19 protein-coding genes are annotated in these 18,939 nt (G+C 40.0%); 10 read left to right on the top strand and 9 right to left on the bottom strand.

What is annotated here, in order from left to right:
• Positions 1-49 precede the first annotated feature (49 nt).
• The 4 genes from KHA95_RS19510 to KHA95_RS19525 all read right to left on the bottom strand — a co-directional run bounded on the left by KHA95_RS19510 (position 50) and on the right by KHA95_RS19525 (position 3,441).
• Complete coding sequence (locus KHA95_RS19510) at positions 50-820, bottom strand: LamB/YcsF family protein (protein ID WP_213139230.1); 771 nt, start codon at positions 818-820, stop codon at positions 50-52.
• The gene (locus tag KHA95_RS19515) at positions 807-1,784 is read right to left on the bottom strand and encodes a 5-oxoprolinase subunit C family protein (protein ID WP_213139231.1); all 978 of its coding nucleotides are present in this window, start codon (positions 1,782-1,784) and stop codon (positions 807-809) included. The genes KHA95_RS19510 and KHA95_RS19515 overlap by 14 nt, the downstream gene beginning before the upstream one ends.
• Complete coding sequence (gene pxpB, locus KHA95_RS19520; protein WP_249317103.1) at positions 1,775-2,479, bottom strand: 5-oxoprolinase subunit PxpB; 705 nt, start codon at positions 2,477-2,479, stop codon at positions 1,775-1,777. Before pxpB ends, KHA95_RS19515 begins: the two co-directional genes overlap by 10 nt.
• Positions 2,480-2,577: 98 nt before the next feature.
• Complete coding sequence (locus tag KHA95_RS19525; RefSeq protein ID WP_249317105.1) at positions 2,578-3,441, bottom strand: undecaprenyl-diphosphate phosphatase; 864 nt, start codon at positions 3,439-3,441, stop codon at positions 2,578-2,580.
• A gap of 282 nt (positions 3,442-3,723) precedes the next feature.
• Here KHA95_RS19525 and KHA95_RS19530 point away from each other — a divergent pair, with 282 nt between their 5' ends.
• The 10 genes from KHA95_RS19530 (at position 3,724) to KHA95_RS19575 (ending at position 13,155) form a co-directional block, all read left to right on the top strand.
• Positions 3,724-5,055, top strand: a complete 1,332-nt coding sequence (locus KHA95_RS19530) for a hemolysin family protein (RefSeq protein ID WP_213139232.1) — start codon at positions 3,724-3,726, stop codon at positions 5,053-5,055.
• A gap of 168 nt (positions 5,056-5,223) precedes the next feature.
• Positions 5,224-5,880, top strand: a complete 657-nt coding sequence (locus KHA95_RS19535; RefSeq protein ID WP_213139233.1) for a GntR family transcriptional regulator — start codon at positions 5,224-5,226, stop codon at positions 5,878-5,880.
• Between the two features lie 45 nt (positions 5,881-5,925).
• A complete protein-coding gene (gene hpaI, locus KHA95_RS19540; protein ID WP_213139234.1) occupies positions 5,926-6,849 on the top strand; it encodes a 2,4-dihydroxyhept-2-ene-1,7-dioic acid aldolase in 924 nt (307 codons plus the stop codon).
• Positions 6,846-8,321 (top strand): 5-carboxymethyl-2-hydroxymuconate semialdehyde dehydrogenase, encoded by a 1,476-nt coding sequence (hpaE, locus tag KHA95_RS19545; protein WP_213139235.1) that lies wholly within the window; start codon positions 6,846-6,848, stop codon positions 8,319-8,321. Before hpaI ends, hpaE begins: the two co-directional genes overlap by 4 nt.
• A 19-nt stretch (positions 8,322-8,340) precedes the next feature.
• A complete protein-coding gene (gene hpaB / locus KHA95_RS19550; protein ID WP_213139236.1) occupies positions 8,341-9,819 on the top strand; it encodes a 4-hydroxyphenylacetate 3-monooxygenase, oxygenase component in 1,479 nt (492 codons plus the stop codon).
• Positions 9,816-10,799, top strand: a complete 984-nt coding sequence (gene hpaD, locus KHA95_RS19555) for a 3,4-dihydroxyphenylacetate 2,3-dioxygenase (protein WP_213139237.1) — start codon at positions 9,816-9,818, stop codon at positions 10,797-10,799. The genes hpaB and hpaD overlap by 4 nt, the downstream gene beginning before the upstream one ends.
• Positions 10,800-10,833: 34 nt before the next feature.
• Positions 10,834-11,292, top strand: a complete 459-nt coding sequence (locus tag KHA95_RS19560) for a flavin reductase family protein (RefSeq protein WP_213139238.1) — start codon at positions 10,834-10,836, stop codon at positions 11,290-11,292.
• A 76-nt stretch (positions 11,293-11,368) separates the two neighbouring features.
• On the top strand, positions 11,369-12,022 hold the full coding sequence (locus tag KHA95_RS19565) for a fumarylacetoacetate hydrolase family protein (protein ID WP_249317106.1): 654 nt from the start codon (positions 11,369-11,371) through the stop codon (positions 12,020-12,022).
• Entirely contained in the window at positions 12,022-12,765 is a 744-nt protein-coding gene (locus KHA95_RS19570; RefSeq protein ID WP_213139240.1) for a fumarylacetoacetate hydrolase family protein, read from the top strand. Before KHA95_RS19565 ends, KHA95_RS19570 begins: the two co-directional genes overlap by 1 nt.
• Entirely contained in the window at positions 12,766-13,155 is a 390-nt protein-coding gene (locus tag KHA95_RS19575) for a 5-carboxymethyl-2-hydroxymuconate Delta-isomerase (protein ID WP_213139241.1), read from the top strand.
• Positions 13,156-13,168: 13 nt separating this feature from the next.
• On the opposite strand, the gene KHA95_RS19580 is transcribed toward KHA95_RS19575, so the two are convergent.
• The 5 genes from KHA95_RS19580 to KHA95_RS19600 all read right to left on the bottom strand — a co-directional run bounded on the left by KHA95_RS19580 (position 13,169) and on the right by KHA95_RS19600 (position 18,845).
• Complete coding sequence (locus KHA95_RS19580) at positions 13,169-13,330, bottom strand: hypothetical protein (protein WP_213139242.1); 162 nt, start codon at positions 13,328-13,330, stop codon at positions 13,169-13,171.
• A gap of 5 nt (positions 13,331-13,335) precedes the next feature.
• Positions 13,336-14,568 (bottom strand): Ger(x)C family spore germination protein, encoded by a 1,233-nt coding sequence (locus KHA95_RS19585; protein ID WP_213139243.1) that lies wholly within the window; start codon positions 14,566-14,568, stop codon positions 13,336-13,338.
• The gene (locus tag KHA95_RS19590) at positions 14,555-15,652 is read right to left on the bottom strand and encodes a GerAB/ArcD/ProY family transporter (protein WP_213139244.1); all 1,098 of its coding nucleotides are present in this window, start codon (positions 15,650-15,652) and stop codon (positions 14,555-14,557) included. The genes KHA95_RS19585 and KHA95_RS19590 overlap by 14 nt, the downstream gene beginning before the upstream one ends.
• Positions 15,649-17,190, bottom strand: a complete 1,542-nt coding sequence (locus tag KHA95_RS19595) for a spore germination protein (RefSeq protein ID WP_349305504.1) — start codon at positions 17,188-17,190, stop codon at positions 15,649-15,651. Before KHA95_RS19595 ends, KHA95_RS19590 begins: the two co-directional genes overlap by 4 nt.
• A gap of 134 nt (positions 17,191-17,324) precedes the next feature.
• The gene (locus KHA95_RS19600; RefSeq protein WP_213139245.1) at positions 17,325-18,845 is read right to left on the bottom strand and encodes a glycine betaine uptake BCCT transporter; all 1,521 of its coding nucleotides are present in this window, start codon (positions 18,843-18,845) and stop codon (positions 17,325-17,327) included.
• Positions 18,846-18,939 lie beyond the last annotated feature (94 nt).

Consider the following 18,939-nt stretch of genomic DNA (forward strand, 5'->3'; position numbering starts at 1 on the left):
TCATGTAACTACTATATGCGCGGGGAAACGATGAAAGACTTATGACCTTCTATGAATGGATTGATGAGAGTGCTTGAATGGCAATGCCGTTCGCTTTAAATGTATCATTGATGATCTTTGCGAAGGTTAAAGCATGTTTGCCATCGCCGTGAATGCAAATCGTATCGACATGGATCGTAATATCACTGCCATTTACCGTTGTAACAAGCTGGTCTTTAACCATTTTAAGCGCTTGTGCAATCGCATCATCAGCCTGATTGAGTACCGCATTTCCGTCTTGGCGTGACGTCAATGTACCGTCGTTTTGATAGGTGCGGTCAGCAAAGGCTTCATTTGCGGTTTGTAATCCTAGTTTATTCCCAGCTTGAATCAGCTCACTTCCAGCAAGGCCATATAAAATCATTTCCGGATTTAACTGATAGATTGCTTCGGCAATCGCCTCAGCTATTGCAGGTTCAACGGCTGCCATATTATATAATGCACCGTGCGGTTTCACATGGGTAAGCCGACTACCGTTCGCCACAGCAAATGCATGTAATGCTCCAACCTGATATAACATAAGCTCATATGTTTCACGAGGGGAGATGTCCATTTTACGTCTGCCAAAACCTTGTAAATCAGGGAGAGATGGGTGGGCACCGATATTTACATGATGCTCGATTGCAAGGCGAACAGTACGATTGATGATTGTAGGGTCCCCTGCATGAAAACCACATGCGATATTCGCAGAAGTAATATAGCGCATTAATTCGTTATCATGTCCGAATGAATAGGGGCCGAAGCCTTCTCCCATATCACAGTTTAAATCAATTCGTTTCATTTGCTAAATCCCTCCATTTTAAGGCGCATGCTGTTTTTACTTTCAGTAGTAAGCGATGATCAGCTAGTAATATATTTTGCGCTTCCTCCAGTGATATTTCTTGGAATTGAACTTGATCACCTGGTCGCATTTGACTAAGCCTATTTAAATCATGCTGAATGACCTCGCCAATTTTCGGATATCCCCCAGTTGGCTGGCGATCTGCCATTAGTATAATCGGCTGACCATTTGGCGGGATTTGGATTGAGCCGAATGCTGTTCCTTCTGTGATCAATTGTCTGTTATGTTGGAAAGGGATTGGCCATCCTGATAAACGATAACCCATCCGATTGGAAGCAGGGTCGATTGTATATTTTTCTTGGCAGAAAGATTGCCTTGCATCATTCGAAAACCAGTCTGCTTGTCTTCCTGTTATAAATCGAATCGGCTTGCTATTGTCCCGAAAATATTTTTCTATTTGAAAGGAAGTTTTCCAAGGAGCAGGAGCAATTGTAGTGGAGCAATGAATCGGCAATCGGTCACCTGGAACAAGGGCTTGTCCGTTGTTCCCTCCAATTTTCGCCTGCACATATGTACTTCGACTATTGAACATCGTTGGAATGGCAAATCCCCCTTTTACAGCTATGTAGCATCTTACTCCTTGTTTTGCTGCTCCAAAGGTTAATTGATCCCCTTTATACATTTGAATCGGTTTTCCATGTTTCAACGCATTTCCATTTAAACATGCTCCCATCTCGGCACCAAATATGGAAATGACCGCATGCTGCTCACAAAGAAACGTCGCTCCAATCATGGTCATCTCAATAACTGCTTCCTGAGGGTCATTGTGAAGAATGATATTGGCCAGTTGTGCAGCAAATCGATCCATCGCCCCACCAGCAGGGATGCCAAATGACTGTCCGCCAACTCTCCCTAAATCTTGAATCGTCGTAAACATTCCGCCTTTCATTACTTTCAACGCCATGATTTTCCCTCCAACGAGTGAAACTCTTTTTTTGAAATAGGGGTGAATTGCACACGATTTCCTGGTTGTAATAACGCAGGAGGGTCATTGCTAATGTTAAATAAATCGATCGGTGTTCGCCCGATAATTTGCCAGCCGCCCGGACTTGCAAATGGGTATATACCTGTCTGTTTCCCGGCAATACCGACCGAACCTTTAGAAATTTGCAAGCTTGGTATGTTTTTTCTTGGAGTGGCAATTGCTTCGTTCATTCCGCCTAAAAACGGAAAACCAGGGGCAAATCCAATAAAATAAACATGGTAAATTTGTTCACTATGTATGCTTATGACTTCGCTCTTTGTTAGGTGATGGGAATGAGCAACGAATGCTAAGTCTGGAGAAAAGGGCTCTTCATAACAAACAGGTATCTCAATCGTTTGATCATGAACGGTTGTTAATGAATGAGTCGTCTGCAGCCTCTCTTTGATCTCTTCCTTTACTTTTTTATATGGGAACGGGCCGCCAACTTTAATTGGATCATAGAAAATAGTGAGCGTCGTATAGGCAGGAACGGCTTCTAGAAATCCAGAAAAAGGTTTCATCTCAATGACTTGTTTCCATACTAGTAGGCTATGATTTTTATTAAGCTCGATGTCTCCTCCTAAATCGATGACAATCGCTGAGTCGCCGAGCGGCGAAAAGATTTCATCCTTCAAAAGATCCACCTCCGTTCTCATCATTAGTTCGATCTTAGCATGTTATGAAAAAAAGCGGAATGAAAAAAGAGGCCGTCTTGAGACGACCTCTAATCGTATTAGCGAATAGAGATATAGGCAATTCCAATGACGATTGCCAATATAATTCGATAAATAGCAAAAGGTAATAATTTGATCCGGCTAATTAATGCAAGGAAAAAGCGGATTGATAACCATGAGAATAAGAACGCGCTAATAAAACCAACCGCAAAAAACGGCAAGACGTCCACTGTTAAGACATCCATTTTCTTAATTAAGGATACGGCACTTGCACCAAACATGATCGGCACGGCCATAATAAAAGTGAAATCGGCTGCCGCTCGATATTTTAGTCCCATTAACACCCCGCCAGAAATGGTAGCACCTGAGCGAGAAAAACCTGGCCATAATGCGATACATTGGAATAAACCAATTAAAAATGCTTGCTTATATGTAACGCCATCAAGAGAGGTTGCTTCATAATGGTAATGAGTCTCTTTCATCCGTTTTGTTTTCCAATCCGCCAAAATCATAAGAAACGAACCAGCTACTAATGCAACGAGCACCCATTCAACGGTAAAGAGATGCTTGTCAATAAAATCTTCAAACGTAAGACCGAGAATAGCAGCAGGCAATAACCCGACAATAACATGGGTTAATTTTAAACGTTGATCAGAAGGAATAGTTTCCTTTCCTCTATTAACATTTACACCTACTAAACTCCAAAGACGAGACCAAAAGACGATAACAACGGCCATGATCGATCCGAGCTGAATCACCACTTTAAACGTGTTAGCGATTTCGGGGGCTCCTAAAATTTCCACTGATTTTAACAACATATCATCAACGATGATCATATGTCCTGTTGAGGAAACAGGAGCAAACTCCGTGAGCCCTTCTACGATACCTAGAATTAACGCAACGAATAAATCCCAAATATTCATTCTTTATTTCCTCACTTTCATTACAAAACCTAATTTTACCGTTTTACGATAGAAAAGAAAAGGGGAAATTTCAATTCTAGCATACATAAGGATAGACGTATCTTACTTCTATTGGGACTACAACCGTGAAAAAATGTTTTTCTTCTTTCTCTGGATTATATATTATGAAGCTAGGCAGAAATGTAGTATAATTTATCTTATCATGGTCTGTCCGAATATATATTTTAGCAAGAAAAATCTAAATTACAGGGGGTGTACACCTTTCGTTGAAAGGTGAACCATTTGGACATAGTTAGTTTACTTTTAATTGCCATATTGATTGCTTTAACAGCTTTTTTTGTAGCAACAGAATTTGCCATCGTCAAAGTACGCAGCACTCGTATTGATCAGCTTATAGAGGAAGGGAAGCCCGGAGCGAAAGCAGCTAAACATGTCATTACACATATGGATGAATATTTATCTGCCTGCCAGCTTGGTATTACTGTAACTGCGCTTGGCATAGGTTGGCTTGGTGAGCCTGCGGTCAAAAGCTTGATTGACCCATTGTTTGCAAGTCTACATTTAGATCCTAACGTATCTAGGGTAATTTCGATTACGATCGCCTTCTTATTTATTACATTTCTCCATGTTGTTGTAGGTGAGTTAGCGCCGAAGACGGTTGCCATACAAAAGGCAGAAGCCGTATCTTTGTTCTTTTCAAAACCACTCATCTTATTTTATCGCTTGCTATTTCCATTTATCTGGATTTTAAATGGATCAGCGCGTTTAATGGTAAAAATGTTTGGCTTAAAGCCGGTGACAGAGCATGAGGGATCACATTCGGAGGAAGAACTGCGAATTATTATGGCTGATAGCTATAAAAGTGGAGAAATCAATCAATCGGAATTGATCTACATGAATAATATTTTTAAATTCGATAATCGCATCGCTAAAGAAATTATGGTGCCAAGAACGGAAATGATCTCGCTTTCAACCGAGGACGACATAGAAGAATGGTTTAAAATCATTCGAGAAGAGAAACTGACCCGTTATCCTGTCTATGAAGGTGACAAAGATAATATCATTGGGATTATTAATATTAAAGATATTTTAATGGAGCAAATTAAAAATTCCGGACCAGACGGTAAATTAAAAATTACACAGTTTTTAAAGCCAGTTATTGTCGTTATCGATACGATTCCCGTGCACGATTTATTGCTGAAAATGCAAAAGGAACATACGCATATGGCAATTTTGTTAGATGAATACGGAGGAACTTCAGGGCTTGTAACTGTTGAAGATATTATTGAGGAAATTGTCGGAGAAATTCGCGATGAATTTGATACCGATGAGAGAGCAGAAATAACAAAAATCGCTGATGACCATTATTCGATTAGTGGAAAAGTACTCATTCATGAAGTGAATGATTTACTTGGCTCTCATTTATCGGATGAAGAAGTCGATACACTCGGAGGGTGGATTTTATCGCAAAACTTTGATATTGAAGAAGGGGAAAGCATTCACTTCGATGGCTTTACATTTACAGTAAAAGAAATCGAAGGTCACCAAATTCAATTTATTGAAGTAAAGAAGGAAGAAGCGATCCAAGTATCGCAAGAAGCCGAAATGGGATAAAGTATATGAATAAAAAAACGAAGCTGTCCGAAGGGCAGCTTCGTTTTTTTAGAAATCTGTGAGTGTCTAAAATCGATCAATAGTTCTTACAATCTACTTGTTTTTTTACAAATTGTTAGCTATTTATCGTCGTTGACAATCATATATGATTTCCAATATGATATACATATGAATATGAAAGAAAATAAACAACAGAAGGCTTATCGGATCATTAAATCAAGGATTGTGGAGAGGGTTTATGCACCTGGTCAAAGGCTTGTGATTGATCAACTCGCCAAGGAGCTTGCTAGCAGCTCGATTCCAATACGTGAAGCGATTAGACAGTTGGAAGCGGAACGGCTCGTTCACTATCAGAAAAATGTGGGCCCCATCGTTGCACGTGTTAATGAGTCGGAATATTTGGAAAGTATAAAGCTTTTAGCAGTATTGGAAGGCTATGCAACGGCGCTTAGTGCACAACATTATCCGCCGGAAAAACTGTTAATGTTAAAGGATAAAAATAAGCGAATGAAGGAGGCGCTTGCTGAGTTTGATTTTTTGATATTTGCAAAAATGAATTCCGAATTTCATATGCTTATTTATGAGGAATGTGGCAACAACATGTTAATTGCAACAATAAAAGATTTATGGGAGAAGCTCGATACGATTCGCGGTCCTGGCTCAATGCTGTACTCTGTTCGTGTTAAGGAGTCCATTCAAGAGCATGAAATTATCATCGAATTTTTAAAAAATCAAGCCCCTTTTGCAGAGGTTGAAGCAACGGTGCGTAAGCATAAGCTAGCAACTGCCGCTGATTTCGAACGGCGGCGAACGAAAAGTAACTAATAAAAATGATAGCGTTTTCAAACGACGAGTGAGGAGGGGAAAAACGTGAATATTGCGGAGGCGAAAGAACGTTTTAAAGGATCGATCTGTCCTGTAATTACTCCGTTTAATGAAGATGAAAGCATTGATGTTGATACATTTAAACAGTTAATTGATTGGCAGATTACAAGTGGAAGTCACGGAATCTCTGTTACAGGGACGAGTGGGGAGCCGAGCTCGCTTTCGGTAGAAGAACGAGAACAAGTAATGGAGATTGCAATGAAGGCTGTAAATGGACGCGTTCCATTTATTCCGGGAACAGGTTCAGTGAATTATCGGGAAGCATTGCGATTAACGAAGGCGGCTCAAGAGATGGGAGCGGACGGGGCGATGGTGATCGTTCCATATTATAACCGCCCCAATCAACATGCATTGTATCAACATTTTAAAACCATTGCTGATTCCGTAGATATTCCGATTATTTTATACAATATTCCAGGCAGAACCGCTGTTAACTTAGAGGTGAGCACGATTGCTAGACTTGTAGAGGATTGCCCGAATATTATTGGCATTAAAGAGTCCAATAAGGACTTCGAACATGTTAACCGAGTATTGCTCGCATGTGGCAGAGACTTCAATTTGTATTCAGGGATTGAGCTATTATGCTACCCAATGCTAGCGATTGGCGGCGCTGGCCATATTAGTGCCACAGCAAATGTAGCACCAAAGCCAGTTGCGGAAATGTATAACGCTTGGACTGAGGGGGATGTAAAACGAAGCCAAGATTTGCATTATAAAATGATGCCGTTAAATGATGTTCTTTTCCTTGATACAAATCCCGCCCCAGTGAAAGCAGCACTAGGAATGATGGGGAAAATTAATCCGATCATACGAAAGCCGATGCAATTGCCATCAATAGACATTCAAGAAGAAATCCGCGCAACGCTTATGCAATATGCGGAATTAAAAGAAGCTATTGGAGGGAAGTGATTGTAGTGGAAATTAAGCATTATATTGCTGGGCAATTTGTCCATTCGAGCAGCGGCCAGTTTTTTGATAATCGTTCCCCATATACAAATGAAGTAATTAATCATGTATCGATCGGTGAAAAAGCGGATATCGATCAGGCTGCACAGGCAGCAAACCAAGCTTTTCACATCGGTCCATGGGGAAAAATGAAAATATCTGAACGGATGGGTTATATTGAAAAAATTGCCGAGCTCATCGATCAGCATATCGAGGAAATTGCTGTCCTAGAAGCGACGGATACAGGTCTGCCGATTGCGCAAACGAAAAAAATGGTTGCGCGAGCAGCAGAAAATTTTCGCTTTTATTCTCGCATGGTTCAAACAAGGCTTCACGGTGACGCCTATATGCAGGATGATGAGTTTCTTAATTATACCGTCTATAAGCCGCTCGGTGTCATCGGTTTAATCACACCATGGAATGCACCGTTTATGCTAGAAACATGGAAAGTTGCTCCCGCATTGGCAACGGGAAATACTGTGATTTTAAAACCAGCCGAATTATCGCCGCTCACGGCGAATAAACTAGCAGAAATTATTCATCTCGCCAATCTTCCAAAAGGCGTATTCAACGTTGTCCATGGTTTTGGTGAAACAGCAGGAAATGCACTTGTCCAACATGAATTGGTAAAGGCAATCTCCTTTACGGGTGAAACGACTACTGGTTCAACGATCATGAGAAACGGAGCACATACGTTAAAAAAAACATCCATGGAGCTCGGAGGAAAATCACCTCTGATTGTATTCGATGATGCCGATCTCGACCGAGCTCTTGATGCAGCAATTTGGGGAATTTATTCCTTCAACGGTGAGCGCTGTACAGCTAACTCAAGAATCTTCCTCCATAAAAAAATCAAAACACCATTTATCCAAGCAATGAAAGAAAGAATCGCAAACATAAAAATAGGTGAACCGTTAGATCCATCAACCGAGCTAGGGCCGCTTATTAATAATGAACATGTCCAAAAAGTAAGTAAATATATCGAAGTTGCAAGAAAAGAAGGTTGTGAGATCATCCAAGGAAAGATTCCAGAACACATTGAATCGATAAATTTCATTCCCCCGACACTTTTACTTGGGGCAAAAAATGAAATGGTTGTTTGTCAGGAAGAAGTCTTTGGCCCTGTGATGGCTGTCATCGAATTTGAAAGTGAAGATGAAGTTGTTCAGATGGCGAATGATGTGAAATACGGTCTAGCTGGCTACGTATGGACGAACAATATTAAGCGAGGTCACCGGGTTGCTCAAGCGGTTGATGCAGGCATGCTTTGGATTAATGCACAAAATGTTCGTGATTTAAGAATCCCGTTTGGTGGCTCAAAGGCAAGTGGAATTGGCAGAGAAGGTGGACATTACGCAATGTTTGAGTTTTATACGGAACCAAAAGTCATTCACGTTGCACTTGGAGAACATCATATTCCGCAATTTGGTAAGTAAAAACGGGGAGGGTTCTGCAATGCCGGCAAAAACAGGTAAAGAATATATTTCGCGTTTAAAATCAGCAAACAACAACGTATATATTCACGGTGAAAGGGTCGATGATGTAACGCAACATCCCGCCTTTAAAAATGTCATCCAATCGATGGCGGATCTCTATGACCTTCAATATGAAAAATCAGAGAAAATGTTATACACTTCACCGATGTCAGGTAATCAAGTAGGGATGACGTTTTTACAACCAAAAACAATTGACGATCTGATTGCACGGAGAGAGGCGATTACAGAGTGGGCACGCACGTCAGGCGGAATGATGGGGAGATCTCCTGATTACTTAAATGCCGAAGTGATGGCAATGGGAACAGCGCATAGCTTTTTTGCGGAATCTGATCCAATGTTTGCGGAAAATGCGAAAAACTATTATGAGTACGCTCGAGAAAATGATATTAGTTTGACACATACACTCATCCATCCACAAGTAAACCGAGCAAAAGCACAGCATGAACAAAAAGATGCGAATGTCGCCCTTCATCTCGTTGAAAAAAGAGGTGAAGGAATCATTGTTGATGGTATCCGTCTTTTAGCTACCCAAGGTGGAATTACGGACGAAATTCTAGTCTTTCCATCGACAGTGAAAAAAGCAGGTGAATTAGATGACCCATACTCACTTGCATTCGCTATTCCAAACAATACTCCGGGTCTGACGTTTATTAGTCGGGAATCGTTCGATTACGGAAAAAGTACATGGGATCATCCACTATCTTCTAGATTTGAGGAAGGAGATGCGATTGTTTCATTTGAGAATGTGCTTGTTCCTTGGGATCGAGTGTTTGTTTGCGGTAATTCCTCAATATGCAATCGCACATTTGCTGAAACGAATGCTGTTGTGCATATGTCCCACCAAGTGTTAGCGAAAAACATCGTGAAAACAGAATTTCTTTTAGGTGTTGCCCTTAGTGTGATGGACGCAATTGGAATCGATCAATTTCAGCATGTCCAAGATAAAGGCATGGAAATTATGTTGACGCTTGAAACGATGAAATCACATTTATTTAAGGCTGAACATAATGCAAAGCTAGATAAATGGGGGATGATGACCCCTGATTTTGAGGCGCTGAATGCAGCGCGAAATTGGTATCCAAGGGTGTATCCGCGGCTTGTAGAAGTTTTACGCATTCTTGGTGCCTCTGGCTTAATGGGAATTCCAACGGAGGCTGATTTTGAAAATCCTGAAATTGGACCGATTATTGAGCGTGGACTTCAAGGGAAAAATCTCGATGGATATGAACGTGTACAGCTCTTTAGACTAGCATGGGATTTAACATTAAGTGCATTTGGCAGCAGACAAATGCATTATGAGTATTATTTTTTTGGTGATCCGATTCGGATGGGCATGACGTATTTTTCTAGTTATGAAAAAGAGCCATATCAAGAATACGTCTCACAATTTTTAAAAAGAAGCTCTCCAACAAAGCCGAAGGAGGGGGGAAGTAAGTGACCTTTAATATTATTCGCTGTGCAAGGGCGATCTTACATGTGACCGATCTGGAAGCATCGAAAAAATTTTATGTAGATGTACTAGGATTTATTGAGACAGAGGCGGATGAAAATCATCTTTATTTACGAGGATTGGAAGAACGAAACCATCACAGTCTTTTATTAAAGAAAGCGGATAAGCCAGCCGTTGAGGCACTTAGCTATAAAGTGTCGGAAGAATCTGATTTGGATGCATTATTCGAGCTTTTTACGGAGAAAGGCTATAATATAAAGTGGAAAGAAGAAGGAGACCAGCATGCAGTTGGTCGATCACTTTATGTTCAAGATTTATCCGGATTGCCACTTGAATTTTTTGCAAAAATGAATCAGGTAGAGCGTCTGATACAACGTTATGATCTATATAAAGGTGCCCGAGTTCAACGAATTGATCATTTTAATTGTATGATCGAGGATGTGGAAGCCGCCCATCAATTTTATATAAAAGAATTAGGCTTTGCCTGTTCGGAGTATACCGCAGCAGAGGATGAAAAAATATGGGCGTCATGGCTTCATCGGAAACAAACGGTACATGATCAGGCATTTATGAATGGCGATGGTCCACGTTTACATCATGTTGGTTTTTGGCTGCCAGATCCATTAGCGCTCATACATGCTTGCGACGTTCTTGCATCAACAGGCTATACAAAAAGTATTGAAAGAGGCCCGGGCCGCCACGGGTTATCCAATGCTTTTTTCCTATATGTGAGGGATCCAGATGGGCATCGAATCGAGCTTTATACTGGCGATTATTTAACGAGTGATCCGGACTTCCAGCCAATCCGTTGGGATATTAATGATCCGAGAAGACAAAGCTTTTGGGGGCATATTGCTCCTGATAGCTGGTTTCAGGAAGCATCTGTTGTGCTTAATATTCATTCGAGTAAAGAAATGCCTGTCACTAAGCCGAAACTAAAGCAGCAAAAGCCAGAATTTATTATTTAAAGGGGGCGGCCCCTTGTAGAAGGGAATGTTATAGATGGATGACCGCCTATTTCGCACAGCAATGGGGAAATTTGCAACAGGGATAACCGTGATTACAACAAAAAAGGATGAGGACATCTATGGGATGACAGCAAATGCGTTCGTTTCCGTGTCGCTTAACCCAAAGCTCGTACTCGTTTCTATTGGTGAGAAAGCGACAATTAATCCGCTTATTAAAGAGGCGGGCACGTTTGCAGTAAGTATTTTGAATGAAGATCAAGAAGAGTTTTCCGCCTATTTTGCAGGGCAAATAAAAGAGGAAAGAAACATTGATTTTGATACATTTAATGGAATGCCAGTGTTAAAAGATTCATTGGCGAATATTACATGTAAGGTTCATCAAACGGTCATTGCTGGGGATCATACATTGTATATCGGCGAAGTAACGGATTTACGAATGCAAGATGGAGATCCATTGCTTTACTTTGGAGGTAAGTATAAGAAGTTGAATTAATTGGTTCCCGGTTTGTTCCATGCTGTTAAAGCGAGAGCAACCGGGTTTTTTTCTAGCTGAAGGAAGGAGGATGGGGATGAAGGCGGTAGTCGGAACGGTTTATGGGGTTTTACTTAATTTTCAAGGGAAGTATGATGAGATAAAGGGGCAAATGAGCTGCCCTCCTTATCAAAAAGAACCGGAGGCACCGATCTTATACATTAAACCACGGAATACAGTCAGCGAAAATGGGAGACCAATTCCATTACCGAAGGATGTATCAGAGCTCGAAATAGGTGCGACGCTCGGAGTTGTTATTGGGGAAAAGGCAACGAAGGTAACGTATGAAAAAGCCCTGACTTATATCGCTGGCTATGTCGTTGTTAATGATGTCAGCATCCCTCATCATCATTATTTTCGACCAGCTCTTAAGCAGCAAGCACGAGATGGATTTTGTCCGGTTGGTTCATTTGTTGAACAGGATCAAGTGGAAGATCCGGGGCAATTAGACATTCGCGTATTTGTGAATGGAAAATTGCTACAAGTAACGAGTACTCGTAATCTAATTCGTTCGATTCCGCAATTGCTCGTGGACATTACTGAGTTTATGACGTTATACGAAGGCGATCTTTTACTTGTAGGGACAGCAGAAGGGGCACCGCTTGCAAAAGAAGGAGATATTGTACGTATTGAGATTGAATCCATTGGCAGTTTGGAAAATCCGATTGTTGCTGAATGGAGGAATTTATAATGAAACGAGGAAGGGTAAGGTACGGTGATGCGATATACGAAGTGTGCGAAGTAGCCGGTACTATTCAATTTCTTGACGGACGTCTCGTGCCAGAAGGGGAAGTTATCTGGTTGCCACCTGTTGAACCAGAAACCGTCTTCGCACTTGGGTTAAATTATGCAGATCATGCTACCGAGCTTGAATTTAAGCCACCCGAAGAGCCACTCATCTTTCTAAAAGGCCGAAACACGTTTATCGGTCATCATGGTAAAACGAAAAGACCAGCAAATGTCACATACATGCATTATGAATGTGAGCTTGTAGTCATTATTGGCAAGAAGGGTAAAAATATTAAACGTGAAGACGCTTATGATTATGTTGGTGGCTACACGATTGCGAACGATTATGCGATTCGCGATTACTTGGAGAATTATTATCGACCTAACTTACGTGTGAAAAATCGCGATCATACAACACCGATTGGGCCATGGTACGTTCATAAGGAGGATATTGCTGACCCGATGAATTTACAGCTACAAACGTATGTAAATGGTGAATTAAAACAAAAAGGCTCAACTCAGGATATGGTATTTGATATTTGTACGCTCATAGAGTATATAAGTAGTTTTATGACTTTAAACGTAAATGACATAATCTTAACAGGAACACCAAAAGGAACAGAAAATGTCGTTGAGGGCGATCAAGTAGTGACAAATATCGAAGGACTTGGAAGTTTAGTGAATACGATTGTGGGAGAGGTGTAAATGCCGCATATCATCGTTGAATATACGAGTAATATTAAATCCGAAGCTGAGATCCATCGTTTATTAAAAAAGATCAATCTATCACTTTTTTCCCACGGTAATCTTTTTCCAATCGGAGGAATTCGAACACGTGCAATCGAATTACATGATTATGTAATTGCAGATGGGAGCGAAGATGATGCATTCGTTCATATTACGCTAAAAATTGGTGCTGGGCGTACGGAAGAAGAAAAGAAACATGTGTGCGATCGATTATTTGAGGTCGTAAAAGAGCATTTCCGACCTCTTTTTAAGAAAAGATTTATTGCATTATCGTTAGAGTTATATGAGTTTAGTGAAGCTGGGACATATAAATGGAATAATATTCATACTCGATTTAAAAATAATTGAAGCGATTTGATAATTATCTAATGAAAAATAATAGCATTGCAAGCACAGGAAAGCAGGCCGCCATCAATATGATGACAGCACTGGCAAATTTATTGCCACTTTTCCAAAGTGACAAAGCATACGTAAATGTGTAATACATTAAATATAAGGCGAGAGCGATGATTAAGTATTTCATTATAATCATTCCTTAGGGATTTTCTTAATTGTTTCAGGTACTAGCTGTTCACCGAGACTTTCAATTTTTATTTTATAATGCACATTTACATTTGCTTTAGAATATTGATAAGTCCAATCATAGTTATCATAGTCTTTGATTGTCCAAAATGTTCTGCGTGCTTCCAAATACCATAAAAAGGGTTCACTTTTAAATTCTGTTTGCGTCCTTTTTATAAGGTTCATCGCTTGCTTCTCCAAATCTTTTTTTATTGCCTTTTTCAATTGTGTTTGTTTCCCAATATCAATAGCATAGTCAGTAAGACTTGGATTGGATAAAACTTGAATTCTGATCGGGACGGTTACATTGATATCTGGTACATCCCCTTTTGTATTGATTTTTACTTTGGTACTACCATTTTTGATCATTCGGACCGTGATTCGATAGTCCTCCTTAATGGGATCAGGAAATGATTGGATCACCGAGTGAGCCAATCCTCTTGGCCTTAGAAATAAAGCCGTTCTCGTTTCTTGCCCTGTTAATGTACCGATCATTTTTCCATTTTTTAAAACGGCTGATCCCATGATTTGTGCAGGATCTCCTGATTTTTGAGGGATTTCGCCTGCAACATAATCATCTTCATTAAGTTCAAGCTTTTCCTCTTTTTCCGTTGTGGCATAAATTGCTAGGAATAGTTCACCTGACAACCGTTGAAAATAACGGGTTAAATTCGAATAAGGGACATATCCTGTATCTCGCCATCTTTGCTGCATGAATGCATAATATTTATGTGGCCTTGTTTCTAATTTTGGTTTATTTTTTTTTATAAATTCGCTTGCCCTTTCTTTCGTAACAATTAGGTTATTTTCTCTTCGAACTTCTGGATCAATAACCGCTGATCCGATAATATGGTGGGATAATTTTGTCTTAGCTAAATCCTCACCAATAATAATGATCCGCAAGTGATCGAAGCTTACCTTTCTTGATAGCACGCTATTTACTAGTTCTTTCGCTGAGAGAAGATCAGGCGCTGTTACAGTCACAATATCACTCGGCGGTTCGTTTTCGGCAGTGCTCGTATCAGAAGAACCGACTTGTGGATTAGCGACTTGAAAGGTGACATCAATTAAATGGTCTTCTTTGGCCTTATCTAAACCAATGACGACGGCGTAATCTCTTTCTTCCAATTCAAGTTTCCCCCAGCAGCCTGAAAGCAGCAAAGGAATCATACTAATGAGGAGTATTTTAAGTGCTTTCATGCTTTGCTCGCCCCTTCCACCAGTCTATTGCTGACAATAAGAAAGGAAGTAATATGAGAATAAAAGAGCTAACTATAAACAAGTATTCCCGATATTTGATTAAGACAAAAACATTGTCAGGCAATAAGGCAGCAATGAAAATGAATCCGGTAATTGGCATGATTAAAGGCTCGAATTTTTCCAATCTTATTGTTCCAGCAAATAAGAAGGTAACCAAATATAAGTAAATCGAAAACCGAATGATGGATCCAATCATCCAAAAAATAAAAAATACACCTTCGACATGTGATAAACTTTCCCCGAATTCGGCTACCCTCGTTAATTGCTGATGGGGATAAGCCATTTTTATTGTGGACGGATAATCAAAAACCATCACATAGAGAGCGAGAAATAAAGCTAACTGAATACATGAAATAATGAAGCCGATCATAGATGCAAGCCGATAGCTTTTATAGGAACGACTAAACGTGAAAAAAGCAGATAATAAAATTAATTCACTAAAAAGGGCACTATGGGTTATGCTTGTTTGTGCCAACTGTTTTAACCCCGGCCCGGCGATTGGAAAGATGCGAAGGAAGCTTACTTCTTTCCATACAGAAATCACTAAGATAAGGAATAAAAATTCAATCGTTGGAATGATTAACCATGCCGCACGGCTAATCACCTCTAACCCACGTTTAGCAATGAGAAATGTAGTGAACAGGAAAAAAAATAATAAGACAGGAACGGGAACTTCTGGAAAAAAAACCGTATTGACAATGCTTATATAGCTTCTACTACTTATTATCACACCGATAAATAGTGTGATAAATAAACAGCTCGTAATAATAAGCCCCAGATATTTTCCATTTAAGTGATAGATAAGCTCAATTAAGCCTTTTTCATGCTTCTTTAATAATCTTAATAAAAGAAGAAATGGGCCTCCAATCGTGATTAAAAAGATGAAAGGCATCGCCCAAGCCGCGTTTTCCCCACCTATATAAAGCTGATTCGGAGTTGCATCGGAAAGTTTCATTCCGAGCGAAAGCAAAATAATCGAGGTTAATTCCCTTGTCCCGATTTTTCCATCTGCCACTTTGATCATGATTCCGCATTCCCTTCGGGTTTTGGTGACCTAACTTTGTCTTTTGGAGACGTAGAAAAAGGTCGTAACCATTGCTTCCAAGCCGGCGGTCGAAGGAGTAAATCTTTCGATGACGGGAAATGGGGTGATAATGGTGCTAAAAAAGGCACACCGAATGATTTAATCGAAACAAGATAAGCAATTAAAAAGGCTAATGTAATTGAAAATCCAAAAAAACCTAGAAAAAATGTTACGAATAAAAAGGTAAAACGCAGCATCCGTACAGCGATGTTCATGCTTATATCGGGAATTGTAAATGAAGCTAGGCCAGTGATTGCAACAATAATGACGAGAATCGGGCTAACAAGATTTGCCTGTACGGCCGCTTGACCGAGAATGAGTGCGCCAACAATGCCGATCGTCGTCCCAAGTGTATTTGGAACACGTACTCCAGCCTCTCGCAAAATTTCAAATGTCACTTCCATAATTAATATTTCAAAAAAGATCGGAAAAGGAATTCTCTCCCTGGAAGCGGTAATCGCTAACATTAAGTCGGTTGGAATCATTTCTGAATGATATGTCGTTACCGCGATATAAAAGGAGGGAGTGAAAAGGGCAAGCAATAAGGAAATAAAGCGAATCATCCGAATAAAGTTTCCGTAAGCCATCCGTAAATATTGGTCTTCTACCGTATGAAATAAAGACCAAAAAGTAATTGGTACAACAAGCGCGGTCGGTGAGTTCTCCATCAGCAATACGACATGCCCCTCTTGTAAAAAAGCAACCGTTCGATCAGGTCGTTCGGTTTCTAAGGTGGAGGGGATGATCGAATAGGGCCGCTCCTCAATATGCTGCTCTAATGTTGAAAGGGTTATAATTGAATCTGTGCGAATCTTATTCAATCTTTTTTTTACGTCTTCAACGATCGAAGGATCAGCAATATTTTTTAAATACATAATAGAAACTTGTTGGGGCGCGTGTTCTCCAATTTCAGCAAACTCACACATTAAGTTTGGATCACGTAATTGTTTGCGCAAAAGGGAACGATTAATAGCAACGGATTCGATAAAAGCCGCTTTTGGTCCTTTAATGACCGTCTCGGTTGACGGTTCCGCTACGGAGCGATTTTCAAATTTAGCCGTATCGATCGAGATCGCTTTCGCTTCTCCATCAATGATCAAAATGGTGTTTCCGTTCAATAAGTCTTTTATTGCATCGGAGAATGTTGAAATATCTTTCGCATTTCCAGTTGTAAGTACACTTTTCATAATCGTAGTAACAAAATTCGCATCCGCTTCAATTGATGGCCCCGTATTACGAAGCAAAGGGTCGATGATATGTTCATCCACAATATTTGCATCGATTGTTCCTTCAATGGAAAAAGCCATTAATCGTTTTTTGTAAAATGGTAGGTAAAGCTCGCGCATTTGTAAGGCGTGATTAATTGGGTAGGAAAACGCCTCTTTTAATCGATCTACGTTGAAAAGCATTTCCTTTGTTAATGCTTCAGGTTGCTTTTCATTATGTTGTTCCTTTTTTGCTGCTTTAAAAAATGCCACGATGTTTGCCTCCAACCAGTATTCATTTCATAATGTAAGTTTGAGCGAATTTGTTAAAAACATACATCTTCAATCATAAAAAATAAACCCGAAACGATGGAGGACCATCAACATTCGGGTTTATTACATACTTATTAATGACCTTTTTGTTCTTTTGGCCGAGGCGTTAAGCCGAGTTCCTTTTTTTCTTTGTTTAAAGCTTTATAAAGCGAGAGCATCATTAAAATCATAATAAAGGAAAATGGAAGCGCCGCAATAATGAGCGCATTTTGAAGTGCTTGTAAGCCACCGCTATATAAGAGAATGGCTGCCATTGCAGCTAGAATGATCCCCCATGCCAACTTTATTCGATTCGGTGGTATTAAAGATCCGTACGCCGTCTGCATGCTGAGAACAAAGGTTGCCGAATCAGCCGATGTAATGAAGAAAATCGCAATTAATACAATTGCCAGGACGGATAAAAGCGTAGAAATTGGCATCTCACTAAAGATCGAAAACAAAACGGTCTCTGTTGGAAGTTGAGAAAAATCGATGCCTGATGTCTTTTGAATATCGATTGCAGTCGTCCCAAATACTGCAAACCAGATGAAGCTCACGATCGTTGGCAGTAAAAGCACCCCGATCAGGAACTCCCGTATCGTTCTTCCTTTTGATACCCGAGCGATGAAAATACCGACAAACGGCGACCAAGAAATCCACCATGCCCAATAAAAAATAGTCCAATTATCAATCCATTCACGATATTGGTCCGTTCGAAGCGGCGCAATTCGGAAGCTCATTCCAATAATGTTTTGAATATAACCTCCAATTGTATCCGTAAATAAATTTAAAATAAATAAGCTTGGACCTAAAATAAATACGAGCCCTAAAAGAAGAACAGCTAGTATCATATTTGTGTTACTTAAATATTTGATCCCCTTACTTAATCCAGACCATGCGGATGAAATAAATAGAGCGGTAACGATGATAATAATGATCAATTGAACGATAAAATTATTAGGAATTCCAAATAAATAAGCAAGTCCGCCGTTGATTTGTGTAGCGCCGAATCCTAATGTCGTGGCTACACCAATAACGGTTGCGGTTACGGCGATTACATCGATTAATGTGGCAATTTTACTGTTTACATATTTCCCTAATATAGGGCTTAATGTAGCGCTAATTAATCCTGGTGCACCTTTGCGGAAATTGAAATAGGCTAAAGAAAGTGCAACTAAAGCATAAATTGCCCAGGCATGAATTCCCCAATGGAAAAATGTAAATCTCAATGCATCTTTAAAAGCCGCATCTGTACCTGGTTCAGCTAGTGGTGGACTACCAGCGAAATGAGAAATAGGCTCAGCCGCACCCCAAAATACAAGTCCGATCCCCATTCCCGCACTGAATAACATCGCGAACCATGTTGGCTTCGAGTATTCTGGTTTTTCTCCAACCTTCCCTAATCGTATATTTCCAATGGGACTAAAAATAAGAAAGACACAAAAGAAAACAATGACCGATACTAAAATTAAATAATACCAGCCGAAGGTAGATGTAACGAATCCTTCAATATTGGAAGTCATCGCTTCGAAGCGATTCGGTGAAATTACACCGAAGAGAACAGCGATTAATAATATGGCAAACGAAATCCAAAATACATTTGATATATTTTTCATCGTATCTCCTTTCAATGAGAGAGGATAGAGAGATGATTTTAGTTTCTCATCTTAATGTAAATTCCATTCTAAATTGGGTTTCTTTATTGTTTAA

The sequence above is a fragment of the Bacillus sp. FJAT-50079 genome (assembly GCF_018343515.1).
In the GTDB taxonomy this organism is placed as follows: Bacteria; Bacillota; Bacilli; order Bacillales; family Bacillaceae_C; genus Lederbergia.

Bases quoted from the DNA above. Each gene is read 5' to 3' on its own strand.
- hpaB (WP_213139236.1), top strand. From the start codon at position 8,341: ATGCCGGCAAAAACAGGTAAAGAATATATTTCGCGTTTAAAATCAGCA.
- KHA95_RS19535 (WP_213139233.1), top strand. From the start codon at position 5,224: ATGAATATGAAAGAAAATAAACAACAGAAGGCTTATCGGATCATTAAA.
- KHA95_RS19575 (WP_213139241.1), top strand. From the start codon at position 12,766: ATGCCGCATATCATCGTTGAATATACGAGTAATATTAAATCCGAAGCT.
- KHA95_RS19580 (WP_213139242.1), bottom strand. From the start codon at position 13,330: ATGAAATACTTAATCATCGCTCTCGCCTTATATTTAATGTATTACACA.
- KHA95_RS19510 (WP_213139230.1), bottom strand. From the start codon at position 820: ATGAAACGAATTGATTTAAACTGTGATATGGGAGAAGGCTTCGGCCCC.
- KHA95_RS19515 (WP_213139231.1), bottom strand. From the start codon at position 1,784: ATGGCGTTGAAAGTAATGAAAGGCGGAATGTTTACGACGATTCAAGAT.
- KHA95_RS19590 (WP_213139244.1), bottom strand. From the start codon at position 15,652: ATGATCAAAGTGGCAGATGGAAAAATCGGGACAAGGGAATTAACCTCG.
- KHA95_RS19560 (WP_213139238.1), top strand. From the start codon at position 10,834: ATGGATGACCGCCTATTTCGCACAGCAATGGGGAAATTTGCAACAGGG.
- KHA95_RS19600 (WP_213139245.1), bottom strand. From the start codon at position 18,845: ATGAAAAATATATCAAATGTATTTTGGATTTCGTTTGCCATATTATTA.
- KHA95_RS19585 (WP_213139243.1), bottom strand. From the start codon at position 14,568: ATGAAAGCACTTAAAATACTCCTCATTAGTATGATTCCTTTGCTGCTT.
- KHA95_RS19565 (WP_249317106.1), top strand. From the start codon at position 11,369: ATGAAGGCGGTAGTCGGAACGGTTTATGGGGTTTTACTTAATTTTCAA.
- KHA95_RS19525 (WP_249317105.1), bottom strand. From the start codon at position 3,441: ATGAATATTTGGGATTTATTCGTTGCGTTAATTCTAGGTATCGTAGAA.
- KHA95_RS19570 (WP_213139240.1), top strand. From the start codon at position 12,022: ATGAAACGAGGAAGGGTAAGGTACGGTGATGCGATATACGAAGTGTGC.